The sequence below is a fragment of the Colwellia sp. MT41 genome (assembly GCF_001444365.1).
GTDB classification, from domain to species: domain Bacteria; phylum Pseudomonadota; class Gammaproteobacteria; order Enterobacterales; family Alteromonadaceae; genus Colwellia; species Colwellia marinimaniae.
In genome coordinates this window covers 3,197,112-3,221,648 of the sequence record NZ_CP013145.1, presented here as the reverse complement: position 1 = coordinate 3,221,648, position 24,537 = coordinate 3,197,112, and the positions used below count along the sequence as shown (strand labels likewise).

Genomic DNA, 24,537 nt, shown 5'->3' with positions numbered 1-24,537 from the left:
ACTCGCGCTTCGATTAAAATATAACTACCAAATTTTTACGCGTTGCTCTGGTGCTAAGTAAAGCTTATCGCCTTCTTTTACCGCAAACAGCTGATAAAATTCAGGGATATTACGGACCACACCATTTACTCGGTACATGGCAGGTGAATGTGGATCGGTACTGATTTGATGTTTTAATGCTTTTTCTCGATACTTTTTACTCCAGCTTTGTGCGTAGCCCAAGAAAACACGTTGTTCGCCGGTAAAGCCATCAATAACTGGCGAAGGTTTATCTGCTAAGGACATTTTATATGCCAGCAGTGAAATACTTAAGCCGCCAAGGTCGCCAATGTTTTCACCCAAGGTAAAAGTACCATTAACATGAACACCTTTAAGTGGTTCAAACTCATCGTATTGGGCCACTAACTTGTTAGTTCTGCTTTTAAACTCCGCTTTATCGGCATCTGTCCACCAGTTACGTAAAACACCATCACCGTCAAAAGCACTGCCAGCATCATCAAAACCATGACCAATTTCATGACCAATAACGGCGCCGATAGCCCCATAATTAACAGCATCTTCGGCATTTAAGTTGAAAAATGGTGGTTGTAATATTGCCGCAGGAAACACTATTTCGTTTAACGGAGGGTTGTAATAAGCATTAACCGTTTGTGGTGTCATAGCCCACTCATGTTTTTGTACCGGGCCATTTTGTTTATCTAAACCCTGTTGGTAAACTACTAAAGCAGAGCGTTTTAAGTTACCAAATAAATCATCTTTTTTGATGGTTAAGGCTGAGTAATCTTTCCAGATCTCCGGGTAACCAATTTTAGTGGTAAACTTAGCTAACTTATCTAACGCCTGCTTTTTGGTTTCAGCTGTCATCCAATCAAGGTTTTCAATGCTAACTTTATACGCTTTGATTAGATTATTCACTAATTCTTCCATACGTGCTTTAGCTTGCGGTGGGAAGTGCTTTTTAACATAAACTTTGCCAACCACTTCACCTATATTTTGATTTACCACACTAACACCGCGGCGCCACATCGGCAGTTGTGTTTTTACCCCACGTAAGGTCTTGCCATAAAATTCAAAGTTTTGTTGGTCTATCTCTTGGGTCAGTCGACTTGCAGTGCTATTAATAACGCCCCACTTTAAGTAGACATGCCAGGTATATATTGGTGTCTCTTTGATGATGTTATTCAGCGCTTTCATGTAGTCCATTTGCGTAATAACAACACCATCGATATCGCTAATGCCAGCTTGTGCTAAGAAACCACTCCAGTTGAAATCAGGCATGATTTTGCTTAACTCTTTGGTCGGTATCTTATTATAAAGAGCAACCATATCGCGGGTTTGCTCTTTTTTCATCTGCTGACTAGCCAATTTGGTTTCTAAGGCAAAGATATCTTTAGCGGCTGCTTTTGGATTGGCTAATCCGGCCAGGCTTAGCATTTTTTCTATGTGAGTAAGGTAACTTGCTCTGAGCTCTTTTGAGGCATCGTCATCTAATAAATAATACTCTCTGTCAGGTAAACCCAAACCTGATTGCCAGGTATATCTCATATAAGAGTTTGGATTTTTAAAATCGACATATTGAGCAAGATTAAATGGAATGGCATAACCGAGTTTATTCGCCACGGCAAAATGTATCGCTAATTCATCGTAATTGCTAATGTTATCTATTTGGCTAAACTCATGATGAATAGGTGCTAAACCAATTTTATTACGGGTATCCCAGTCAATATAAGATTGATATAAATCACCCACTTTTTGCTCATTGGAGCCTTGGACAAAGTCACCACTAGAAGCCGCTTCGATAATCGCTCTAACGTCACTTTGAGATTGTTCGTGCACTATGGTACCTACGCCATAAGATGATTTGTCAGCTGGGATTTTGGTTTGCTTTATCCAATTGCCATTCGCATAAAGGTTAAAGTCATCGCCAGGTTTTACTGTGGTATCTATGGCAGTAATATTTAGCCCTGAAATAAGCACGGGCCCGCTATTCTCATCAATTGATGTATTTAAGTTATTGCTATTATTGCAGCCCATTAACCCTATGAGCACGGTTAAAGAGACTAATGTCTTTTTCATGGTAACGTCCTTTTTGTATTATTATTGCTGGTATAACTATCTATTATTGATAAGTAAGATTAACACTTGGGTAAAATGTTAATCATTGGTAAATAAGATATCAGAAAATGTAAGTTGTCGCCAATTAGGTATTAGGAGGTTTACTAAATAAGTTGTCGGTCAAAGCGAGCGTATTAGCTCAGCCAAAAGTGGCTTATTTCGCCTTGCACTATGCTCAACACTGACATCATGAGGGGAAATATAATCATCTTCACCGTGAAATATTAGGCTGATATTGATTGCATTTTTAATCCCCTCAGTCGATCTAAGTTGTTGTGCTAACGGGAGTTGATTACTGACATGGGCCATTAACTGCTGACCTAGCAAGCTCTCATTCTCGCTTTCACTCTTACTTTCTTTCACGCTCACTATGGTGTTGTCGTTAAAGTGAAAGGGGATATGGCATTTGGCTTGATACCGGTAAGTCTATTGTTGGCTTAAAAGAGGAGCTGATGGCTAAGCAGGTCTACCTGCAAACGGAAATCGAATTTTACAGAGCCAAAGACTTGTCTCGCGAAAACTTACCTGATAATGATTTATCTACTAAAGAGTTCCGTTTTATCCGTTTGGGTTTTGCCGCCATGGATGAAAGGGAAGTTGAACAGGGGCTGACTATAGTGATGAATGTTCTATATAACTTGGCAAGCTAAAAGGCAGATTTATAATAACCTCCTGCGCATTAGCTAATGAGACAGGAAATTATTAAACAAGCTTATATGCTGTCTTAATGTCTTTAGCTTAATGAGTGTGCTGATGTTTGTGCCTATTTTGAGTATCTTGTGAGGCGGAAAAACCCTGATTAATCATAGCGGCTAGAAAAGGTATTGATTGGTTATCACCAACATCAGCATAATCGGTACTTTGATAACTAGAATACTGCTTAAATAGTGCGGTGATTTGTGCCGAGTCAGCGTGGTAATTCGTTAATTTCCATTGGTGAGTCAATGTGCTGCTCTTGGCTTGGAAGAACTTGATCAATTGCAGTTTAGGTAACCACACTAATTGATATTCAGTGTGTTTACTTTTAAGTACATAGTGTTGCTCTAATTGACAGCCCGACTTTTTTTGTTCGACCAGTTGCATCTCCTTGAGTTTAGGCGTTACTACTAATTGAAAAATATTTCGCCACTGTGGCTGATAGCGCAATTCATTGGCCTGATACTCTATGGCATGTTGATATTGTTCAAAGGCTCGGCTTAACGACAAGCGATTAGCATTTAACGACCAAATATCATTAATGCCTTGGCTAATATCTCGTTGTAGCACTTGATTTTTCTGGCGGTGTAATTCAAAGGTTTTTTTCTGTGCTGCTGCCTGCATTGGTGTGTTTCTTCGTCCCTGCTGGCTAACATCATAATAAGCACTGAGTAAGTTGGGCGAAATGTTACATTCACTGGCGCTACTGCTGAACGATAGCGTTAACAGGAATATTGTTGACAGTAATAATACGGTAGTTTTCATAATAAGTTCATTTGATGCTAATAAGGCAGTGAGTAAAATAAAGATAAAGAAGCTGCATGTTTTGTGCTAAACAGGGCAGACTCCTTATCTTTTTAGCGTTGATAGTAAAGATAACGTTGATAAATCCTCGTTAATCCATGGCCATTTCAGCTTTTTTTACCAGGTCAGCGGCATAATCCATTACGTGGAAAATAATACTTTGCTCATTGGTACCGGTAATTAAATGTGCGCCAGGGCCCATGGCATAAATACCGACATCTTCACCTGCATGTGTCTCAGAGCCTCGCGGTACCAGAGTTTCTTGGTGAAAACCGCTAGTATTAGTATCAACTAGGGTAAGATCTTGACGGCCAGTCACTGCATCACCGTTATAACCTGTATCGGCATTAGTTTCAGCGCCTAAATCTCTAAAACCTTTACCGTTGGTGTAACCTAATGTGGTGTAAGGCAGGCCATCACTTGCTAGGCTAGGCTCGGTTTTACCAACACTAATTACCTTGCCTAAAATTGGATTACCACGTTTTGGATAGCCCGCCATAGTGAAAACATGGCTGTGATCGGCCGTTACAATAATTAAGGTCTCTGCAGGGTTGGTTGCCTCAACCGCCGCTTGTATGGCATCGGCAAAGGCAATAGTATCGGTTAATGCCGCATAAGCACTGCCCGCATGATGGCCATGATCTATTCTGCCAGCTTCAACCATTAAGAAAAAACCAGCTTCATTATTATCAAGAATATCAATAGCTTTACTGGTCATCTCACGTAAAGACGGTTCACCTAAAATATCATTTTTACGATCTGCTTCATAGTGCATATGTGATTCATTAAATAAACCAAATAAGTGTGATGTGGTATTGGCATCAACCGCATCAAAGCCCGCTTGGTCAATAACATAACTGCCCGAGGGATATTGCACTTGCCATTCTGCCGTTAAGTCTCGACCATCGGTTCTATCACCTTCAACAGCACTGCTCGCATCGGCGCTATTAAATGCTGCATCATTGGGCAAAAAATGGCGTCTGCCACCCCCTAATACCACTTCAAGACCATCAACATTAGCCCCTGGAAAGCGGTTTTCAATATTGCTTTCAAAGTTGATCAGTTGTGAGGCTATATCCTGACAACCTGCGGCAATGGCTGCTGCGGGCATATCGGAAATATCTTCCCAATTTCTTTCCGCAGATTTAGCATAGGTTGCGGCTGGTGTCGCATGCGTAATACGTGCGGTAGAGATAATGCCGGTTGATTTCCCCGCTATTTCTGCCAGCTCTAAGGCGGTCACTAACTCATTACCAAAGAGTGTCGAGCAATCGCCGCGACTAATGGCTTCAGTAACACCAATGACGCCGACATCAGTTTTCACCCCTGACATCATTGCTGTCATTGTGCCGGCAGAATCGGGTGTTTGTGCATCTACATTATAGGTTTTAGCAAAACCAGAGTAGGGGAATTTGTCAAAACTTAACTGATGTTCTTCGCCCAATTTACCTAATTGTTGGCCAGCTAAAATACGCGCGGCGGTAACGGTTGATATGCCCATACCATCACCGACAAATAATATGATATTTTTGGCTTTTCCCCGGGTATTAACCAAGGATTTAGTATTCAATTTCGCCTGTGCTAAAACACTCTGCCCTTGCTCATACCAAAGGTTATTAGTGGTCGCGGCCAATGCCGAGCCTTGCATTTGGGTAATTGTTGCCTGACAAACAAACTCAGTTGCCTCAATCTCGCTAGCGTCTAAAGTACCAGAGCCATTGTCATCTAAGCCTGAATCAATTTGCACACCACCATTCAGGCACTGCTTATGGCCAACACTGACTAAAGTTTGCTTAATCAAACTGTTTACACCCTTATCACCGTTAGTGCCGTCATTGCCGTCGCTGCCTTCGCAACCCGCTAATGTGGCTAACACGGCTAATGATATTAAATTTAATGTTTTCATTGTTAATTCCTTTCGATTAGCAAGTTAGTGAGCAATTAAGCCAAGAGACTGGTTGATGATATGAAAAATAACACTTTGCTCAATAACACCTTGTGCTAAATGAGCGCCAGGACCGATAGCATGTAAGCTAATATCTTCGCCGGCATGAGTTTCAGAGCCCAGTGGTATAGCCGCTTCTTGATGGAAACCTGTTGATGTTGTATCAATCATTGTTAGGTCTTGGCGACCAGCAACCGCATCGTCGTTATAAGTAAGGTCGGCATTGGTCTCATTCACTAAATTGCGAAAGCCTTTACCGTTGGTATAACCGACTGTGGTGTATGGCATGCCGTCACTGGCAAGTGCAGGCTCTGTTTCACCGACATTAACAACCTTACCTAAAATGGGATTGCCACGTTTGGGGTAACCAGCAATGGTAAATACATGACTATGATCAGCAGTAACTAAAATTAAAGTCTCTTCGGAGTTGGTATTATCGATAGCTGCTTGTACCGCATTAGAGAACTCTATGGTATCGGTTAGTGCATTGTATGCGGAGCCCGCATGATGAGCGTGGTCAATGCGTCCAGATTCAACCACTAGAAAAAAACCTTGGTCATTGTTATCCAAAATATCAATAGCTTTACGGGTCATTTCAGTGAGGGAAGGCTCACCAGCAATATCATTTTTACGATCCGCTTCATAGTGCATATGAGATTCATTAAATAGTCCCAATACGCGCGTCGTGCTACTGGCATCAATGGCATCAAAGCCAGCTTGATCAATAACATATTTACCACTTGGATATTGCTCTTGCCATTTTGCTGTTAAGTCAACACCATCACTACGGTCGCCTTCAATAGCACTGCTAGCATCTGCGCTGTTGTAGCTTGCATCTTTGGGAAGGAAGTGTCGACGTCCACCACCAAAAACAACTTCAATACCATTAACATCAACGCCAGGAAAACGCTGCTCTAAATTTTTTTCAAAATCAATGAGCTGGGTAGCAATATCTGTACAGCCAGCCGTTATAGCGGCTTCAGGCATATCTGATATATCTTCCCAGTTGCGCTCGGCAGACTTTGCATAAGCTGCCGCTGGGGTTGCATGAGTTATGCGGGCCGTGGAAATAATTCCTGTCGACAAACCTTTAATTTCAGCGGCTTCCAATAAGGTGACTAATTCATTACCGGCAACGGTTGCGCAATCACCACGAACAATATCTTCATCAACACCAATAACACCGACATCGGTTTTGACCCCTGACATCATTGCGGTCATAGTTCCTGCAGAGTCTGGGGTTTGTGCGTCTACATTGTAGGTTTTAACTTGGGCAGAATAAGGGAATCTTTCAAAACTTAAATATCCTTCCTCACCCAGTTTCCCTTCATTTTGTCCGGCTAAAATTCGTGCCGCGGTTAAGGTTGATAATCCCATACCGTCGCCGACAAATAAAATGACATTCTTTGCTTTATTACGTGTCGTTAGCTTGGTTTTAGTAATAACGCTTTGTTGGCCATCAACAAACCACTGACTTTCTTTTTGCACATTGGGCAAAACGCCAGCGTCAGCGACGCTAGCGAGTAAAAGTGATGACAAAGCTGAAAGTGAAACCCACATTGACTTCATAGTGCTTCCTTTGGTTAGGTATTAAGTGAAAAATAAAGGTTAATAGTTAAGGTTATTTATTCGGGTAATAATTTTTGCTAACGCAGCGGCATTAACATCATCGCTATGCTAGTGACTAAAAATGACAGTTTGGTAAATTAAAAATGACAATTAGGTAAATTAAAAATGAAGGAAGGATGAAGGATTTATAACGTAAATGTGACAGGCAAGGGGGAAGTGGTAGCTAAAGACCGTTTAGCCAACGTTTGTGCTGATCATAGTAATCAAGGGGCTAACTGTGGCAATGATCCTTATCAGTTTAGCGAGCCATATTTTCCAGGGGAATTGCTGTTATCTAAAGGTACTACTCTTATACCCCGCTTTTTTAAGTCAAGTTAACACCGTGCTATTTTCTCCGTCCAGCTAGCAGGTTTCAGCTAGCCGTTAAAAATAGAATCATACAACCGAAAAAATTAGCGGCAATTAAAGACTTTTCAGTGGTTTAAATAAGGTGCAGCGTTTGCTGGCATATATATAGCAAGCTATATGATTCGAGGTTATGCCAGTTGAGGTAGCTACACCCATACTATATTTACTCTAAATATCAAGGGAACTGTGGTAAAAATCATCTCGAAAGAGCAACAGCCCCTAATGTATCCGTTGTATTTATTCCTGCTGCTCAAGCTCATTAGCCAAGCTTGCCATCGGGTTGTCTTTTTCTATACGGATTAACTCACCGAGTAAACGTCTAAGTAATTCTCCGCCCAACTGATTGCTATCTAAGCCATTTTCATCACCAAGGCGGCCTAACTCGATATTATCAAAGCGTTTGGTAAGCACTTTATTACCTTTAATCATGGTCAGGGTTAATTCTTTAATAAGTACTGAACTGACGCTAACGCGGGTTTGTGCCTTACCTAAGAGGCGCTTTTTCTGTTTAGCTTTCTTGGAGGCGATTATTGCTTGGTTGGTTTCAATTTCGGGTGTTTTGGGGCGGCTATCAATATTTTCTAAGGCCAATTTCTCGCTACGCTCAGGGTACATTTTTGCGTATAGCTCAGCGCTTAGTTGTGGGTATAAAGCGGGGTAATCAGTCGCTAATTGAATCTCGATTTTTTTATACAAGACTTCGAGATTAGTTTGACCAGTTTGTGTCACCTCGGACCAAGCGTGCAACTTATTAAAACGCAGTTGCTTAACATGCACTAAGGTAGTGGTTTTTTTCGCTATGCTGGGTGCGTCAAATTGGCTAGTAGCAAGCTCTGCTAAATGCACACTGATGTTATCGACTTTAATTAGTTGAGGCTGAGTTAAACCCTCTATATTGGCAATTGATAAGTCGGTAAAGTGAGTAATGCCAGTATTATTTGAAAAGTCTGCACTGAGTAACTGAGCCTTTTGGCCGCTATAGTAATGACTTTGTAAAAGAACTTGGCTTTTTAGGTATTCATTTAAAGAGCCATTGGCGAGATACCATAACATGGTGCTTAAAAATAATAGTATGGCAAAGGCTAGTAGGGCTAATTTATTCAAGTGTTTTTCTCTTTGGTGTTAATTTGCGTTAAGTGGTTAACATTTTAAGCTAAGTTACCGGCTAGGTAAATGCTATTCACTAGCCTATAGGTTATAGTGTTTATGTGTAATTATCCGTCCAATATACGTTAGACGCACGATTTTCGCCACACTATTACTATGCAATTAGAGATCCTTTTTATGTCAAATAAGTCTGTGTCTACCACGGCAACAAACACTTCGGCTATTAGCCGCCGTTTACCTTTATTCAGTATAATTGCCATTTTAGTGGCCTTAATTATTTATGTACAATGGCCTGAAGCCCAGCAAGAAAAAAGTTCATTTAAACGTGTCGTTGCGGTGAAAATGGTATCCGTGGTACTGGCCGAGTTTATTGAAAGTGTTGAAGCGGTAGGTACAGCGCGAGCAAATGAGCAGGTGATGATCACCAGTAAATATTCAGATATTGTTGATGAAGTCTATTTTGACGATGGTCAAAAAGTTAACAAGGGTGCTGTGTTAGTTAAGCTGAATAATCTAGAAGAGTTAGCAAAGGTTAATGAGTTAAAAGCCAACTTGTCTGAATCAAAGGCGCATTTACAGCGTTTAGCTGAGTTACTGCTCAGTCGAGCTACCTCTGAGTCTTTAGTGGAGCAACAAGAAGCAAAAACTAAGGCGATTGAAGCGCAGCTAGTAAGTGCTGAGGCTAAGTTCAATGACTTAACTATTCGTGCGCCATTTACCGGTGTTCTTGGCTTTCGTGAGGTGAGTAAAGGCGCTTATATTGATGCCGGTAGTGTGATCACTAGCTTGGATGACTTGAGTATTATAAAAGTCGACTTTTATTTACCCGAGCGCTTGTTAACCCATATCCATGTCGGTCAACAAATCAGCGCGGTTAATAGTGCTTACCATGATAAAAAGTTTATTGGCAAAATTTCTGCCATTGATAGTCGCATTGATGTCAGTACTCGTAGCATCAAGGTTCGCGCCACCATCAACAATAAAGCGTTAAAACTGCGCCCTGGTATGTTACTTAATATTAGCGTGTTATTGCAAGTCGAAAATATTTTACAATTACCAGAAAGCAGTATTATTCCTATTGAAGATAAACATTATGTCTTTGTCGAAAAGGACAATAAAGCCGTGCGTAAAGCAATAAAAATAGGTCGTCGTCATCCCGGTATGGTGGAGGTTCTCTCCGGCTTAGTTGCCGGCGAACAAGTCGTCGTTGAAGGGGCACTTAAACTACGTGATGGCTCTGCGTTGAGTATCATAGCGCAAGACGCTGAAGAAACAGCAGCTAAAGTAAAGTCTCCGGTTGAGAATGGGAGCAAAAACTAGTGTTTTTATCTGATTTGTCGGTAAAACGACCGGTTTTTGCCACGGTAATAAACTTACTTATTATCACCTTTGGTATTGTTGCTTTTTTAATGCTGCCATTAAGAGAATACCCCGATATTGACCCGCCAATTGTTAACATTAGTACCAATTATCCGGGGGCTTCTGCGGCCATTGTTGAAACTAAAATCACTCAGCTACTTGAAGACAGAATAAGTGGCATTGAAGGGGTGAAAAGTATAAGTTCCAGTAGTCGTGTTGGTCGCTCCAGTATAACCATTGAATTTAACTTAGACCGTGATATTGATGCCGCCACCAATGATGTCCGTGATCGTATTTCTCGGGCGCTAAATAACTTACCCGAGCAAGCTGAACCACCGGAAGTATCTAAAGCCAATGACGATGAAAATGTCATTGTTTGGTTTGTTTTACAAAGTGAAACCATGAGTACGTTAGAGCTAACCGATTATGCTAATCGCTATATTGTTGATCGTTTTGCTGTAGTTGATGGTGTTGCTCGAGTACAAGTGGGTGGTGGTCGTACTTATGCCATGAAAATACGCCTTAATCGTGTCTCCATGGCCGCGCGTAATATTACCGTGCAAGATATAGAAAATACCTTACGCAATGAAAATGTGGAATTACCGGCGGGGCGTATCGAGTCAATAGACCGAGATTTCTCTATTCGAGTAGAGCGTAGTTACTTAACCGTGCAAGATTTTGCCAATATGGTCATTAGTCACCCCGAAGGCAATTCAGCCAGTAATGCTATGGTGCGTTTAGGTGATGTTGCCGAGGTTTTCATTGGTGCACAAGATGACGAAAACATGTTCCGTGGCAATGGTAAAAACATGGTCGGTCTGGGCGTTATTAAGCAATCAAAAGCCAATACCTTGGACGTAGTTAAATCTGCTAGAAAAGAAATGATCACTATTCGTAACTCTTTGCCAGTGGGCACAACCATAACCAATAGTTATGATAGCTCAGTCTTTATTCAAGGCTCAATTGATGAGGTCTATAGCACCTTAATTATTGCCATGCTAATGGTGGTATTGGTCATCTTTTTATTCTTAGGTAATGTGCGCGCCACCTTAATTCCTGCGGTTACTGTACCGGTCGCCCTTATTGGCTCCATGATGGCGTTATCTTTGTTTGGTTTTTCCATTAACCTATTAACACTGTTGGCTTTAGTCTTGGCTATCGGTCTAGTAGTGGACGATGCCATTGTGGTATTAGAAAATATTTACCGCCGTATCGAAAACGGTCAAACACCTTTAATAGCTGCCTATGAAGGGGGCAGGGAAGTCGCTTTTGCTGTTGTTGCCACCACCTTAGTATTGGTTTCAGTGTTTGTGCCTTTAATATTTTTATCGGGCAATATGGGACGACTCTTTACTGAATTTGCCATTGCCATTGCTGCTGCCGTGGTTTTTTCAAGCATAACAGCTTTGTCACTGACCCCCATGATGTGTTCAAAATTGTTAAAACACCGAGAGCGCAGTTCCTCTTTTGGTCAAAAGCTTGATCGTGCTTTTTCCCGCTTTGAAGCGGCTTATGGCAGAGCCCTGAAAAATAGTATTCATCAACCTATGCTTATTGTGCTGGTACTAGGCTTGTCGTTAGCCGCGGTATTTTTATTGTTTAATAAATTACCGTCGGAATACACGCCCAAAGAGGACCGCGGTAATTTCTTCTTAATTATGCAAAGCGCTGAAGGCGCCAGTTATGAAAGTAATGTAAAAAATATGCATAAAATTGAAGAGAAACTTTTAGGCTATCAAGCAAAAGGCGAGTTAGACCGGGTACTAGTGCGTGTGCCCGGTTTTGGTGGCACTGGCGGCATTGCCATTGTCGGCTTACCTGATTGGGATAAACGTAGTATTGATACCTTTAGTTTTATTAATAAAATAAACCGCGATGTGCAAAGTGTTACCGATGTCCGCGCCTTTGCCATTATGCGTCGTGGTATAGGTGGCGGCGGTGGCGGTAATACCCCGGTGTCTTTTGTGCTACAAGGTAATACCTTTGCTGAGCTGGCTCTGTGGCGTGATATTTTGATCACCGAAGCGCAAAAGAACCCTAACTTGTCCAATATAAATAGTGACTATAAAGAAACATACCCTCAGTTACTCGTGCAAATCGACCGTGAACGAGCTTATGATTTAGGTGTGCCAGTTGGTGATATCGCCGAAACCCTAGAAACCATGTTAGGTCAGCGTCGCGTTACTACTTTTGTTGATAGAGGCGAAGAATATGACGTCATTGTTGAAGGTGATAAAAAGCAATTTCAAAGCCCAACGGATATCGATAACCTTTATGTTCGCTCTCGCACTACGGGTAAGTTAATACCATTAGCAAACTTATTAACTATTGGTGAAAATGCCACCTCGTCACGGCTAAATCGCTATAACCGCTTACGTAGTATTACCATCACGGCGAATTTAGCCGATGGTTATGCCTTAGGTGATGCCTTAGACTTTTTAGTGGCTGTTACCAAAAACAAGCTGCCTGAACATGTGCAAATTGATTATAAAGGTGAGTCGTTATTGCTAAAAGAATCGGGCAACTCTATCTTGTTTGTGTTCTTGTTGGCATTGTTAATTACTTACTTGGTATTAGCCGCGCAGTTTGAAAGTTTTATTCATCCGTTTGTTATTTTACTTACCGTACCGTTAGCGCTGGTAGGTGCGCTGGCCGGACTGGAATTGATGGGCATGAGTTTAAACATCTATAGCCAAATAGGTATTGTTATGCTCATTGGTTTAGCGGCAAAAAATGGTATTTTAATTGTCGAATTTGCTAACCAGTTACGTGACAAGGGTATTGCTTTTGAAGATGCCTTAATTAATGCCTCTAAGCAAAGACTTCGTCCGATAGTGATGACCACGTTCACCACAGTTACTAGTGCTATTCCTTTAGTGTTAGCGGTAGGACCAGGCGCGGAAAGTAGAATGGTTATTGGTGTGGTTATTTTTGCCGGTGTATCATTAGCGAGTGTCTTTACCTTGTTTATTGTGCCGGGTGCTTATTACTGGTTATGTCGTAATACCAGTTCACCGCAAGCTATCGCTAATGAAATTGAACAGCTTAAGCAGAAGGCTAATACAAAATAGTACCCTTATAATTAGCGACGAATTAATAGCTAATCAATAGCTAAGCAATATCCTATAAAACCCTAGTCGACGAAGTTGCTAGGGCTTTTTATCTTTAAGCTTTATTTTTATCATCAAAATATTTTAGGCTGACTCAGTAATATTAAAACTTGCCTTGGGCGTAAACGGCAGTAATCATTTGATAGTGTCAGTTTTTTTTACAGGGTGCTTTGCTTAAGTAAGCTGACTTATTGTTTTACATTTAATCCCTAGACTCACGGGTAAAAATTTTGCTCAGCAAGGTACCCAGAAAACAGTATTTCGCTTGCTTCGCTACGCTCTAGCTAGAGAGAATAGTAATCAGGTTGTAAATAAGGTGCTCATCTGAAATATAGGATTAAGTTTAAAATTAAAATTAAACTGTCGAATAATTTTACACTTTTAACCTTACTTCCGCTTTGACTTTTTCCTTGCTGAGTTAACAAGATGAAAAATATTGTGAATATTATTATTGCACGAGTTATGCATAAAGTTTATCTGCTGTATTCTTTTGGTTTGCATTGCTTGGTATTGTGAATCTATTCATATTTGTATTTAATTAACATAGAAAGCTATTTAACCAAAGAAATTAGCAGCGAGTTTGAAATAACAGGTTTAACGGTGATAAAAGTGAGACTTAATCCTAACTAGTAACAAGTATATTGAGAATCCGTAAGGGCCTGTTCAATGATATTTAACTCTAAACTGGAGAATTTAACATGAAAAAATTCACTATGTTTTCTATATTTGCAGTTGTCATTAGCTTGATTGCAAATTCTGTTTTTGCCGCTCCTCCTGCAGGCAAAGGGAAAAACAAAAATTTGGCCATTACAGCGTTTGGAGACTCGCCAGTTGCGTGCTTAACAGACACTGTTGTCGCAACGGGAGACGGAACTATTCTGGTGGGCTCAGATGAACCGCAGTGTTATGAATACTTTTTAGATATTCCTTCCAATGTCCCAATGGGAGCTCAGATCCTAGAGCAACTGACTTCTACCTTTAATCTCTCACCGGGCGCCGAAGAGGCTGCGACAGGGATCGACTGTGTTGATGGAGATGGAACCTGTGACGGCGTAGCAAACGCTCTTATCGGAGAGAATGTTCTTCTTGCATGTGATATATATATCCCGTCCAGACAGCGCCGTTAAACTAAATGAAGGTCGCATACCTGCCCATCAAGATGAGCTGATTGTCATATCTGTAATTACACCTCTAGTTGGCTGTGACGTAACCATCTATGCTATCACCGATGGTGCTCAGGAGGGATTCTATGAGGATGGAGGAGAGTTTGAAGACGAGACTGGTTATGATTTGTTCCTACCCACCAGCTGCACGCCACTACGCAAGCATACCCGTTATGATACCGATGGTGACGGTGACTGGGATACGGAAGATAAACTTGCTGGCATTATAAAATATAGCAGACACCCACTCAAATGGAAATAATGAGTGGCATCAGCTATGCTCAAATAACCATCAATGAATATCTTTGAGAGTTATTATGGCGACCGCAAGAAAACAGCAAATAAGCTTAGTTGATACACCTTATTATCATTGTGTTTCTCGTTGTGTTCGCCGAGCATATCTATGTGGTGAAGATAAATTTACCGGACAAAGTTATGAGCATAGACGTGCTTGGGTCGCCGATAAATTACAGGAGTTAAGTGACGTTTTTGCTATTGATGTCTGTGCTTATGTGGTCATGAGTAATCACACCCATTTAGTGTTGTTTATTGATGAGCAGCAAGCGAAGTCATGGTCAATGCATGAAGTGATTAGCCGTTGGCATCAGCTATTTAAAGGAACCTTGCTAACGCAACAATATTTACGGGGTGAGCCACTCATTGACACCTTACAACAGGTTGTCGAACAAACTGCCAAGGTTTATCGTCAGCGATTGATGGATATCAGTTGGTTTATGCGTATTTTAAATGAAACCATTGCTAAACAAGCCAATCGAGAAGATGGCTGTACCGGCAGGTTTTGGGAAGGACGTTTTAAATCTCAAGCCTTGCTTGATGACGCCGCGTTAATAGCCTGTATGGCTTATGTCGATTTAAATCCCATTAGAGCTAAGAGTGCTAAAACCCCAGAAACATCGAACTACACCAGTATTCAACGACGGATACAAGCAGCGGTTAAAGGAAAGCAAGCCCAACAATTACTGCCCTTTATCGGTAACCCAAGAAAGAACATGCCTACAGGTTTACCGTTTGAATTAAGTGACTATATCCAATTGCTTGATTTAACCGGCCGATGTATTCGAGCCGATAAACGCGGTTATATAGACAAAGCCCAACCTGAAATATTAAGCCGCTTAGGCATTAGTACCCAAAACTGGTTAGTATTAACCACCCAATTTAGACAATGTTTTCATGGAGCAGTAGGCAGAGCGCAAGTACTTACGGATTTTTGTGAACACCAACATTTGAAAAAACGAGCAACGGTGTCAATTTGCCAAAAGTTGCTGGCTTAACCATTAATCAATATGCCCCTTCTAAATAAATTACTCACTTAAGGCTAGTTATGCCTTTAATTGGGTGAAATCTCTGTTTTTACCATGATTTTACTTAGAGGCTAAATAACAAACAGCTAGAATATTATGACTTTTCACAATTTAGCTTATCAGTAAATAAGCCATTAGTTTTCACGATTGAAAACTTAGCTAAGGTATTTAACGTCCCACAAGCGAACAAAAATCAACTTTGTCTGTTGACCGTTAATCACACTTAATGAGCTGATTACTGCGGGTTTCATCTTTACCATCATGGTTGTTATCTGTGGTGGCGTAAAACCTGCCAGATCGCGCGACCACTATCGCTCTAGATTTATCTTGATAACCTTTCGGGCAATAACGCAGTGTGCCATTACTTAAACCAAATAAATGCCCAGTTGGCTGATAGGTTATTTTAGTTCTGTTTTTTGCATAGGTTAGTACATCCCCAGACTTTATTGGGCCCTTAATGGCAATCAAGAGTTCATTGTTGGCACGATCAAATTGTTGATTGCCATTACTATCAATAAATACGCTCAGTTCTTCGTGCCAGTTGCTTGAACATGCGCCATTGCTTGCTATTGGGCAGATTATAACATTAGTGTCACTGCTAATGGCGTGATTACGCGCGGTGAGTAACAAGCGTGATAGCCGTGAAATTTCATTATCCACTCTGAGTTGGACAATAAAGTCGTTAAAGTTAGGTAAGGCGAGGGTAGTGATTATCGAAGTAATACCTATACTGAGCATTAATTCGATTAATGTCATTCCTCGACATAACTTAGCTGGATAACGAGTTAGCGGATTGCTAGTCGATTTGCTGTTTTGATCATACGGCTGAGTATCAAGCATAAAAAGTCCATTTTTATTAACTGCCTTGTGTTATTCAGTTATAGATAATAAAAATGGATTTAGCTAAGCCTAAAAGTATTTCAACAAATAATTAACCGTAAATGGTTGGTATTGCTTGTCTTTTATGTTGTGTTTTATTATACATAGTGATGATATGTTCACTAACTGCAGTGCTTACTTGTTTTCCTTCTAAGAAGTTATCCAATTGCTCATAAGTTATCCCTAGGGCATCTTCATCGGTTTTACCTGGCTCTAGTTCTTCTAAATCAGCGGTAGGTACTTTATCAACTAATATACTTGGTGCACCCAGTGCTCTAGCAAGTGCTCTGACTTGTCTTTTTGACAAACCAAAAAGTGGCGCTAAATCGCAAGCACCATCACCCCATTTAGTGAAAAATCCGGTGATATTTTCTGCACTATGATCAGTACCTAGTACCAAGCCACCAACAATACCGGCAATATGATATTGTGCTGCCATGCGTGCTCTGGCTTTTACATTGCCTTTAGAAAAATCTATATGAGCATCATTAGCTATTAAAATTTCAGCCTTACTCATTGCCTGTAAAACTTCATGATGAATACCCTCTACACCCACTTGTACATTAGTGGTTAAGCAATGGCTTGGTTGAATAAAGTGTATCGCTTGTTGGGCATCATCTTCATCGGCTTGTACTCCATAAGGTAAACGTACCGCGATAAATTGATAGCTTTTGTTATTACTATGTTCAGCTTGTTGCTCATTTAATTCATTAATAGCCAGTTGCGCTAAACGGCCACAAGTAGAAGAGTCAACGCCACCGCTTATGCCTAACACTAAATTGCTTAGCCCTGATTGTGTTAATTGTTTTTTGATAAAGGCCACACGGCGGTTTATTTCAAATTGAACATCAATTTCAGGGATAACTTTCATTTCTGCAATAATGTTTTGCTGATCCATAAGACTTCCTAGCAAGGCTTGAGTATAAAATATGTAGTTTTCACTAGTTTAACAAAATTAAAAGCCAATTGGATATTGCTAAATAGCAATAAACACGCTGTAATATCTTAATTGTTTAAATAAATACAACTTTAACTGACGAGCAACACAGATGAAAAAAATAGAAGCGATTATTAAGCCATTTAAAATGGATGATGTAAGAGAGGCCCTTGGCGAAATTGGTGTTACTGGTATGACTGTTTCTGAGGTTAAAGGTTTCGGTCGCCAAAAAGGTCATACTGAGCTGTATCGTGGCGCGGAATACATGGTTGATTTTTTACCGAAAGTGAAATTAGAAATTGTTGTTGCCAAAGAAGATGTTGATCGTTGTGTTAATGCCATTTTAGCAACGGCGCAAACGGGAAAAATTGGCGATGGTAAAATTTTTATTACCGATGTTGAACGTGTTATCCGCATCCGTACCGGTGAAGAGAACCGCGAAGCTATCTAGTCTCGCTTCACAACTACCTTTAGTTCAGCATTACTGAGTAAACAAGCGAGACGCATAAACCCATCCATGGCTGACGAATCCCCATAACTTTTTAATCTTAGTTGGGTTTAATTCCCCAGCGCTGACGGTGAAAAAAGATGAGATAAACTAACTAAAGATACCCTCTCTTTTCGCAGAAAATTTCGCCTAAGCGAAACCCTTGGGCCGGGAGACTCATTAAAAAAAGCATAAAAATAGTTAAATAAGGTTAGGTGTACCCATGAATATCGGCGATTATTAAATTCTCTAAAACCCAATTGACGTCAATATTCATGAATACATCCACTATGTTACACACCTTTTTCAAAATGTCTTCTTTTAATGCTATTAATGATAAACGGAGGATCAAAGCTGTTTTAGATTGTACTGACTCACTTGCAATGGATGAAACGCTTACCCTTACAGGTTTAGGCAGAGGTATCATCAATACTAAAGCAAAAGTTAAAAACTCCATTAAACGTGTCTGTCGGCTATTAGGCAATGAAAATTTACACCAAGAGCGGATAGGTGTTTATGCTGCGATTGCTAAAGTCAGCCTCAAGAATATCAAATATCCTTTGATTATTATTGATTGGTCACCTGTAAATAGGCTAGATAAACAAATATTGCGCGCGGTGATCCCTATAGGGGGCAGAGCATTTACTCTTTATGAAGAAGTTTATCCAGAAAAACAACTTGGCACGGTTACCGCTCATAAAGATTTTTTGAATAAATTAGCGTTAGTTCTTCCTAAAAATATAACCCCAATAATTTCAACCGATGCTGGTTATAGGGTTCCGTGGTTTAAAGAAGTAGAAGCACAAGGATGGTTTTGGCTTGGCCGTTTACGAGGTAGAGTGAGTCTTCAAGTTGAAGAGCAATGGCAGAGTGTTTATGAATTATTTTCACAAGTAAAAGTCAATGAAAAAAAGCACTTAGGGACATGTTTGTTGGGAAAGACGCAAAAGCACACTTGCACAGCCGTCCTTTATAAAAAAGCCTCCAAAGGAAGGAGTACGAAAACATTAGACGGTAAAAAAAGTAGAAGAAGCGTAAGCTTAGAGTATGCTAAAGGCGGTAGAGAGCCTTGGTTGTTAGTGAGCAACATGCCTGAATTAGAGTGGCCTGCAGAGCGGATTGTCAACTTATACAATCAACGAATGCAGATAGAAGAAGGCTTTAGAGATACAAAAAATGAACGTTACGGCCTAGCACTAAATTTTTGCCGAAGTTCAAGTTTAGAACGAGTAAATATTTTACTCATGATAGCAATGCTTACCCAATTTTCATTGATATTGGTAGGAAAAATGGCTTACATAAAAGGCTACTATAAAGACTTCCAAGCTAACACGGTTAAATCTAGACGAGTACTATCTTATTTTCGATTGGGAAAGGAGTTAATCAGACGAGAACAATATCAGTTTAATGTTGCTGACATTGCTCTAGCACTAGGAGGGTTAAAGGCATGCGCGGATGCACAATTCAGATAAAGAAATGGGGATCCCTCAGCATCCATGGGGCTTAACATAAGCATCAGGACAGTGTGCTCAGGATAATAGCTCCTGCATTATCTCATAAGTCACATCCATGTGACGTGTGCACTGTCTAATAAAGTATATCCATATACCGTCATGCTTGTGATACTCGCTTTTATCACTTCAGCATGGCATCACATTACCAATATTTTATGACTGCCAATACTTGCCAATATGGCAATTGAGCACTAAACAAGCCAAAATCGCCGAACCTGCGTGGTAAAACCCTGACATGATTGAAAGTGCGCAGGTGTTTTCATCAGGGATGGTGAAAAAGCGGCGTTGGACAGGGATGTTCATTAACGCGGCTCCTCGAAGTACTTGATTGAATGAAAGACTAGGTTTACTCGTATCATCCATGATACTCACCTGCTGCGCAGACTAGCTAAAGCTATTCAAAAATGTTCCCTACATTTTTGTTATTGACAGCGTGGAGAGTCCAGAGAGCTTAACTTAGGCGTAACGCGGTAGTCCTCTTTCTCTCTGGGTGTTGTCGCCACCGCTACGCGAAATAAATTAAGAATACGGGCGATTCTTAAAGACTATATTACATCAAGTCATACATAGTCAGGGCCTAAATATGTTAGCCGAGATGGCCATTATTCTCTGTTTTTTTGCCTAACATCAGAAGCAAAATTGCAGATAAATCCGTTAAAAGTGTCGGCTTATTTTACACTTTTGTCACAAGCAAAATCAAGCACGTTAACAACTGATTAATAAATATACTTAATTGTACTCTGGTGCGATTTATGCAGCTTTTTCTATGACGAATTTTTTATATGAATAATACCAAAGCTGTTTAATGGTTATTCAATAACATGAGGAAACGTTATGAAATACATTATTCAATTCATCTGCTTAGTTATAGCCATAGCTACTAGCTCGTCGGCTATGGCGACAGCCATGTGTAGCTTCGATGATGTAAAACTAGATTTTGTACAACTGGCATATGACCCTGATGGTGATGCCCCTGACGCCCTTTTTGATGTTGGCGCTGGCAATGGCATCAGTGCTACCGATTGCATACTTTTACTAGGCAATGACCAGCCATTACCTAAAGAGCACAATATTGGCGAATATCAAGACGGTTTACTCAATGGTGAGGTTTGGCATAGTAATAATAATGGCAATAGTCCTGCTGACCCATTGTTAACGCCGTATAACACCTTATTTGACCCCTTTTATGACTCAGAAACTCCGGAAACGCCACTAGCTGAAAACGGAGATGAAGGTTATAACAATATTCTATTTATTAACCCTGAAACAGATTTACAAGACTTAGATGATACTGATGGTAATACCAACAAAACAGACCCTGGTTGGGTTTTCCTAGGCAAAGATGAAGGAGATGGTTTTCAATATTCTGATACCGGTGTTGGCATCGTTAATAACCTTATTGAAAATGAGGGTGATGAAGGGTATTTGGACTTGACTGGTATTGATATTGAAAAGCTAATAACAATTGACTTTACCTGTTACGATGACATTGAAAATATTATTATTGGCGAAGGCTTTGGTTTAGGAGACGATGATACTAGCTGTACTGAAGGGACTTGGTCAATAATGCCTGACTGGGATATTGTTAACCTGTTAGAGGAGTTATTTGGTGAGGGGGTATTTGATCATTTAGCCTTGGTTTTTAAGTCAACTAATGAATTTGTTGTTTATGACTTTAATTTTAAAAGTGGTCCACTCAATTTAGAGGTGCCTTATAACTTAGGTGGTACCTTCGACATGAGCAATGTCTTTCAAAATAAGAAGGGGGAGTCTCAAGGTATCTCACATATTTCAGTATGGGCACGAGATCCTGCAGGTTTCACTACTACTGAAATGCCAGAACCAAAATCAACTATGTTGATGTTGTTAGCTGTTGCTTTGTTGGTGCTACGTGTTAAAAGTAAACATACGTTATTATAAGCTTTAATTAATGCGGTATAGAATAAAGGGTGATTTGTTAGTTTGAGTAAACTGTAAAGGATCCTGACACTGTTGAAATAACGACTTAAATTACTTAATAAAAAAAACGCTGAATTACCTTGGTAATCCAGCGTTTTTATTTGTTTTCTAGCTTAATGAGCCGTTTAACGAACAGCTTTATAAATTAGTTTATATCACTAATTATCTCACCAATGGATTGTTTGGGTAATTTGCCGCCAGTACTTGCAGAGCATTTTTCTTTAAATCAGTTAGCGCTAACTTATCGTAACTCTCAATCATTATCTCAAGGGCTTGCTCTATTTCAGGGCTGGGCGCAAAGTATTCAAGAATATAACGACCACGATTTGCCGCTGAAGCATAAGCTTCGCGTTTAATGTAATATTTTGCGACGGCCAATTCGTATTGTGCTAGGCGAGACTTTATCGAAATCATGCGCTTACGTGCATCGGCAGCATATTTGCTGTCCGGAAAATCAGTGACTATACTCTTAAAATCCTTAAAAGCGCTACGTGAAGCCTCTGGATCGCGATCGGTACGGTCAATACCAGCTAAGTCTTGAAATAAGTTTTCTTCGGTAGAAATATTGATCAGTGCACGCATATAATACACATAATCAATATTTGAGTTATTTGGGTTTAATCTTAAAAACCTATCGGTTAAAGCTATACCTTGGGCTGCATCACCACTTTTATAGTAAGCATAAATTAAATCAAGCTGTACTTGGTGAGAAATAGGACCAAAAGGAAAGCGAGAATCAATGGCGCCAAGTATTTGAATGGCCTTTTGATATAAACCATTATCGAGTGCTGATCTAGCATCAACAAATAATGATTGTGCCGACTTATCCGGGACTTTCTCAATGTCAGCACCAGAGGAAGAACAGCCAGTTAGGGCCAAAGCTAAAACGGTTAAAATAATTTTTACTGTCAATTTTGCCATGAAATTTATTATCGCTACTTTGTTTTAATTAAAATAAATATCAAACCACCGCGTAAACGGGTAAAATGTTTCTATATTTAAGAATATGCATTCTACCCTAGCAACCTTACCTTGCACAGTGCAAATGGTAATTTGATTAATTCGCTAGGTTTAAACCAGTTTAAAGAGAATTTAATGTCAGAAATCATTCAACATAAAGATACCGTGCCTGAGTCATGTCTAGGTAAACGCTTTGACCAAACATTAGCGAAAATGTTTCCTGATTATTCACGTTCACGGATAAAAGAGTGGATTTTAGCCGGACAAGTGCAGGTAAATAGCGAAGTACTTACCCGTCCGCGTGAGAAAATGTATGGTGGTGAAGTTGTTGAAATTAATGCTAAAGTTCAAGCTGAATTACGTTTTGAACCTCAAAATATTCCATTAAATATTGTCTATGAAGATGAATATATTTTAGTGATAAATAAACCAGTAGGTTTAGTTGTTCATCCTGGTGCCGGTAATCCTAATGGGACTTTGCTTAATGCTTTATTACATCACTACCCACAAATCGATGTAGTGCCAAGAGCTGGTATCGTGCATCGTCTTGATAAAGATACTACCGGTCTAATGGTTATCGCTAAAACTATTCCCGCGCAAACCAACTTAGTTGAAGCGATGCAATTACGTGAAATTACTCGTGAGTATGAAGCGATTGCCTGTGGTGTTATGACCGCAGGTGGTGTGGTTGATGCGCCAATTGGTCGTCATTCTACTAAGCGTACACAAATGGCAGTGTCATTTGTTGGTCGTCCTTCAGTAACACATTACCGTGTTTTGGAGAAATACCGTTTACATACCCGTTTACGTTTACGCTTAGAAACAGGAAGAACGCATCAAATTCGTGTTCATATGTCTCATATTACTCATCCGCTAGTGGGTGACCCTGTTTATGGTGGTCGTCCTCGTCCACCAAAAAATGCCACACCAGAGCTGTTAACGAAATTGCGTAGTTTTAAACGCCAAGCATTGCACGCGGCTATGTTATCTTTATTTCATCCGATAACCGGAGAGGAAATGACTTGGCATGCTGATTTACCAGAAGATTTTGTTGAGCTAATTGAGCTTCTACAAGAAGATAATAAGCTTAATGCCAAAGACGAATACTTGTCCTAGTAAAATGGCTCATGATGAACATGAGCCATTTCAATTTACCAACTCTACATTTGAGCTGGTAAATTGGCCTGCTTTACCTACCTCTAGAATTAAACATAAGTCCTCATCTGCCACTTCATCGCAAGTAAGCGATAAAGTTCTCGCTCTACAAACAACCCGAATTCCTCTGCAACAGGCATTGCCACTAAAGAAAAACGGGCAAGTTTCAACCGCCACCCCTTTTGATGGCTTTAATTTAGCTTTTCATGTCGGCGATAATGTAAAGCAAGTTACTTCTCATCGTAATGTGTTAAAGCAATTTATTAACCAGCAACTGATTAATAAACAAGTTACGCCAAGTAAGCAATTAATCGAAGAAGTTAAAATTCAGTGGCTTGAGCAAGTTCATGGCAATAAAGTAGTAGAAATTACTGCCGTAGATGAGCAAGTGATAACGGCCGATGCTAGTATCACTCGTCATAAAAATGTTGCTTTGGCAATAATGACTGCCGATTGTCTGCCTATACTACTAAGCAATAAAGATGGCAGTGAAATTGCTGCTATTCACGGTGGTTGGCGTCCATTAGCCGCGAATATTATTGAAAAAACCCTAGATAAAATGCACAGTAAGCCAGCTGAACTGGTCGCTTGGCTTGGTCCATGTATTGGTAAAGATGCTTTTGAAGTGGGTAGTGAGGTTAAAGAGGTGTTTACTCAGCAAGATATGATTTTTAATGATGCTTTTATAAAGCAAGCTGGTGGTAAATACTTTGCTGATTTACAGAAAATTGCCCGACTACAGTTACAATCTTTGGGCGTTACTGCTATTTCATGTTTAGCTGAATGTACCTACCAAGCAACAGATAAGTATTATTCCTATCGCAAGGAGCAAATAACGGGTCGTATGGCGAGTCTTATTTGTCGGCGCTAATTTGTCGGCGTTAAATTGCAGAATATAATTGATCTAGGTTGACTTTTGCGGAAAATATTTTAGTCAATTAACCGACAGCTTATTGTTTTATATCAATCTAATATTGAAATTCCATTGAAAAATAATCTTTTAGCCTTATAACATAACTATACGTTAGGGGAATAAGTCATACTAATA

20 protein-coding genes are annotated in these 24,537 nt (G+C 40.1%); 10 read left to right on the top strand and 10 right to left on the bottom strand.

The features are described from left to right. Positions 1 to 24 precede the first annotated feature (24 nt). The gene (locus tag CMT41_RS13745) at positions 25 to 2,076 is read right to left on the bottom strand and encodes a M13 family metallopeptidase (RefSeq protein ID WP_058027586.1); all 2,052 of its coding nucleotides are present in this window, start codon (positions 2,074 to 2,076) and stop codon (positions 25 to 27) included. Positions 2,077 to 2,235: 159 nt separating this feature from the next. Then, complete coding sequence (locus CMT41_RS13740; RefSeq protein ID WP_058027585.1) at positions 2,236 to 2,478, bottom strand: hypothetical protein; 243 nt, start codon at positions 2,476 to 2,478, stop codon at positions 2,236 to 2,238. A gap of 89 nt (positions 2,479 to 2,567) precedes the next feature. Here CMT41_RS13740 and CMT41_RS13735 point away from each other — a divergent pair, with 89 nt between their 5' ends. Then, the gene (locus tag CMT41_RS13735) at positions 2,568 to 2,765 is read left to right on the top strand and encodes a hypothetical protein (RefSeq protein WP_058027584.1); all 198 of its coding nucleotides are present in this window, start codon (positions 2,568 to 2,570) and stop codon (positions 2,763 to 2,765) included. Between the two features lie 88 nt (positions 2,766 to 2,853). Here CMT41_RS13735 and CMT41_RS13730 read toward each other — a convergent pair whose 3' ends face one another. The 4 genes from CMT41_RS13730 to CMT41_RS13715 all read right to left on the bottom strand — a co-directional run bounded on the left by CMT41_RS13730 (position 2,854) and on the right by CMT41_RS13715 (position 8,641). Beyond that, the gene (locus tag CMT41_RS13730; RefSeq protein WP_157466379.1) at positions 2,854 to 3,576 is read right to left on the bottom strand and encodes a hypothetical protein; all 723 of its coding nucleotides are present in this window, start codon (positions 3,574 to 3,576) and stop codon (positions 2,854 to 2,856) included. Between the two features lie 130 nt (positions 3,577 to 3,706). Further along, positions 3,707 to 5,521 carry an alkaline phosphatase gene (locus CMT41_RS13725; RefSeq protein WP_058027582.1) on the bottom strand — a complete coding sequence of 605 codons (1,815 nt, stop codon included), beginning with the start codon at positions 5,519 to 5,521 and terminating at the stop codon, positions 3,707 to 3,709. Between the two features lie 24 nt (positions 5,522 to 5,545). Beyond that, complete coding sequence (locus CMT41_RS13720) at positions 5,546 to 7,129, bottom strand: alkaline phosphatase (RefSeq protein ID WP_058027581.1); 1,584 nt, start codon at positions 7,127 to 7,129, stop codon at positions 5,546 to 5,548. Positions 7,130 to 7,774: 645 nt separating this feature from the next. After that, positions 7,775 to 8,641 (bottom strand): hypothetical protein, encoded by an 867-nt coding sequence (locus CMT41_RS13715; RefSeq protein ID WP_058027580.1) that lies wholly within the window; start codon positions 8,639 to 8,641, stop codon positions 7,775 to 7,777. A gap of 180 nt (positions 8,642 to 8,821) precedes the next feature. Here CMT41_RS13715 and CMT41_RS13710 point away from each other — a divergent pair, with 180 nt between their 5' ends. The 4 genes from CMT41_RS13710 (at position 8,822) to CMT41_RS13690 (ending at position 15,568) form a co-directional block, all read left to right on the top strand. Further along, a complete protein-coding gene (locus CMT41_RS13710) occupies positions 8,822 to 9,964 on the top strand; it encodes an efflux RND transporter periplasmic adaptor subunit (RefSeq protein ID WP_058027579.1) in 1,143 nt (380 codons plus the stop codon). Continuing rightward, positions 9,964 to 13,074 carry an efflux RND transporter permease subunit gene (locus tag CMT41_RS13705; RefSeq protein WP_058027578.1) on the top strand — a complete coding sequence of 1,037 codons (3,111 nt, stop codon included), beginning with the start codon at positions 9,964 to 9,966 and terminating at the stop codon, positions 13,072 to 13,074. Before CMT41_RS13710 ends, CMT41_RS13705 begins: the two co-directional genes overlap by 1 nt. 737 nt (positions 13,075 to 13,811) lie before the next feature. Continuing rightward, a complete protein-coding gene (locus CMT41_RS13700; RefSeq protein ID WP_058027577.1) occupies positions 13,812 to 14,240 on the top strand; it encodes a hypothetical protein in 429 nt (142 codons plus the stop codon). Positions 14,241 to 14,593: 353 nt separating this feature from the next. Continuing rightward, positions 14,594 to 15,568 (top strand): transposase, encoded by a 975-nt coding sequence (locus CMT41_RS13690; protein ID WP_058027575.1) that lies wholly within the window; start codon positions 14,594 to 14,596, stop codon positions 15,566 to 15,568. A gap of 243 nt (positions 15,569 to 15,811) precedes the next feature. Here CMT41_RS13690 and CMT41_RS13685 read toward each other — a convergent pair whose 3' ends face one another. Together CMT41_RS13685 and nadE are read right to left on the bottom strand one after the other, a co-directional pair. Beyond that, entirely contained in the window at positions 15,812 to 16,438 is a 627-nt protein-coding gene (locus tag CMT41_RS13685; RefSeq protein ID WP_058027574.1) for a GspH/FimT family pseudopilin, read from the bottom strand. Positions 16,439 to 16,529: 91 nt separating this feature from the next. Beyond that, positions 16,530 to 17,375 (bottom strand): ammonia-dependent NAD(+) synthetase, encoded by an 846-nt coding sequence (gene nadE, locus CMT41_RS13680; protein WP_058027573.1) that lies wholly within the window; start codon positions 17,373 to 17,375, stop codon positions 16,530 to 16,532. Between the two features lie 151 nt (positions 17,376 to 17,526). Here nadE and glnB point away from each other — a divergent pair, with 151 nt between their 5' ends. Beyond that, complete coding sequence (gene glnB / locus CMT41_RS13675) at positions 17,527 to 17,865, top strand: nitrogen regulatory protein P-II (RefSeq protein ID WP_057181841.1); 339 nt, start codon at positions 17,527 to 17,529, stop codon at positions 17,863 to 17,865. A gap of 311 nt (positions 17,866 to 18,176) precedes the next feature. Beyond that, positions 18,177 to 19,373 carry an IS4 family transposase gene (locus CMT41_RS13670; protein WP_083494194.1) on the top strand — a complete coding sequence of 399 codons (1,197 nt, stop codon included), beginning with the start codon at positions 18,177 to 18,179 and terminating at the stop codon, positions 19,371 to 19,373. Positions 19,374 to 19,568: 195 nt separating this feature from the next. On the opposite strand, the gene CMT41_RS13665 is transcribed toward CMT41_RS13670, so the two are convergent. Next, a complete protein-coding gene (locus CMT41_RS13665; RefSeq protein ID WP_058027572.1) occupies positions 19,569 to 19,778 on the bottom strand; it encodes a hypothetical protein in 210 nt (69 codons plus the stop codon). A gap of 471 nt (positions 19,779 to 20,249) precedes the next feature. Here CMT41_RS13665 and CMT41_RS13660 point away from each other — a divergent pair, with 471 nt between their 5' ends. Next, on the top strand, positions 20,250 to 21,335 hold the full coding sequence (locus tag CMT41_RS13660) for a hypothetical protein (protein WP_058027571.1): 1,086 nt from the start codon (positions 20,250 to 20,252) through the stop codon (positions 21,333 to 21,335). 201 nt (positions 21,336 to 21,536) lie between these two features. Here CMT41_RS13660 and CMT41_RS13655 read toward each other — a convergent pair whose 3' ends face one another. Beyond that, positions 21,537 to 22,295 carry an outer membrane protein assembly factor BamD gene (locus CMT41_RS13655; protein WP_058027570.1) on the bottom strand — a complete coding sequence of 253 codons (759 nt, stop codon included), beginning with the start codon at positions 22,293 to 22,295 and terminating at the stop codon, positions 21,537 to 21,539. A 174-nt stretch (positions 22,296 to 22,469) separates the two neighbouring features. On the opposite strand from CMT41_RS13655, the gene rluD reads away from it, so the two are divergent. Together rluD and pgeF are read left to right on the top strand one after the other, a co-directional pair. Then, complete coding sequence (rluD, locus tag CMT41_RS13650) at positions 22,470 to 23,450, top strand: 23S rRNA pseudouridine(1911/1915/1917) synthase RluD (RefSeq protein ID WP_057181839.1); 981 nt, start codon at positions 22,470 to 22,472, stop codon at positions 23,448 to 23,450. Continuing rightward, positions 23,425 to 24,360: a peptidoglycan editing factor PgeF gene (pgeF, locus tag CMT41_RS13645; RefSeq protein WP_058027569.1), complete on the top strand. Its 936-nt coding sequence runs from the start codon at positions 23,425 to 23,427 to the stop codon at positions 24,358 to 24,360. The genes rluD and pgeF overlap by 26 nt, the downstream gene beginning before the upstream one ends. The last annotated feature ends 177 nt before the right edge of the window (positions 24,361 to 24,537 follow it).

What these genes read in the sequence shown, in the direction of transcription:
- CMT41_RS13710 (WP_058027579.1), top strand. Translation starts at nt 8,822, where the DNA reads ATGTCAAATAAGTCTGTGTCTACCACGGCAACAAACACTTCGGCTATT.
- CMT41_RS13655 (WP_058027570.1), bottom strand. Translation starts at nt 22,295, where the DNA reads ATGGCAAAATTGACAGTAAAAATTATTTTAACCGTTTTAGCTTTGGCC.
- CMT41_RS13745 (WP_058027586.1), bottom strand. Translation starts at nt 2,076, where the DNA reads ATGAAAAAGACATTAGTCTCTTTAACCGTGCTCATAGGGTTAATGGGC.
- CMT41_RS13690 (WP_058027575.1), top strand. Translation starts at nt 14,594, where the DNA reads ATGGCGACCGCAAGAAAACAGCAAATAAGCTTAGTTGATACACCTTAT.
- CMT41_RS13725 (WP_058027582.1), bottom strand. Translation starts at nt 5,521, where the DNA reads ATGAAAACATTAAATTTAATATCATTAGCCGTGTTAGCCACATTAGCG.
- CMT41_RS13720 (WP_058027581.1), bottom strand. Translation starts at nt 7,129, where the DNA reads ATGAAGTCAATGTGGGTTTCACTTTCAGCTTTGTCATCACTTTTACTC.
- rluD (WP_057181839.1), top strand. Translation starts at nt 22,470, where the DNA reads ATGTCAGAAATCATTCAACATAAAGATACCGTGCCTGAGTCATGTCTA.
- CMT41_RS13735 (WP_058027584.1), top strand. Translation starts at nt 2,568, where the DNA reads ATGGCTAAGCAGGTCTACCTGCAAACGGAAATCGAATTTTACAGAGCC.
- CMT41_RS13660 (WP_058027571.1), top strand. Translation starts at nt 20,250, where the DNA reads ATGAAATACATTATTCAATTCATCTGCTTAGTTATAGCCATAGCTACT.
- CMT41_RS13670 (WP_083494194.1), top strand. Translation starts at nt 18,177, where the DNA reads ATGAATACATCCACTATGTTACACACCTTTTTCAAAATGTCTTCTTTT.
- CMT41_RS13700 (WP_058027577.1), top strand. Translation starts at nt 13,812, where the DNA reads ATGAAAAAATTCACTATGTTTTCTATATTTGCAGTTGTCATTAGCTTG.
- pgeF (WP_058027569.1), top strand. Translation starts at nt 23,425, where the DNA reads ATGCCAAAGACGAATACTTGTCCTAGTAAAATGGCTCATGATGAACAT.
- CMT41_RS13730 (WP_157466379.1), bottom strand. Translation starts at nt 3,576, where the DNA reads ATGAAAACTACCGTATTATTACTGTCAACAATATTCCTGTTAACGCTA.
- CMT41_RS13665 (WP_058027572.1), bottom strand. Translation starts at nt 19,778, where the DNA reads ATGGATGATACGAGTAAACCTAGTCTTTCATTCAATCAAGTACTTCGA.
- glnB (WP_057181841.1), top strand. Translation starts at nt 17,527, where the DNA reads ATGAAAAAAATAGAAGCGATTATTAAGCCATTTAAAATGGATGATGTA.
- nadE (WP_058027573.1), bottom strand. Translation starts at nt 17,375, where the DNA reads ATGGATCAGCAAAACATTATTGCAGAAATGAAAGTTATCCCTGAAATT.
- CMT41_RS13685 (WP_058027574.1), bottom strand. Translation starts at nt 16,438, where the DNA reads ATGCTTGATACTCAGCCGTATGATCAAAACAGCAAATCGACTAGCAAT.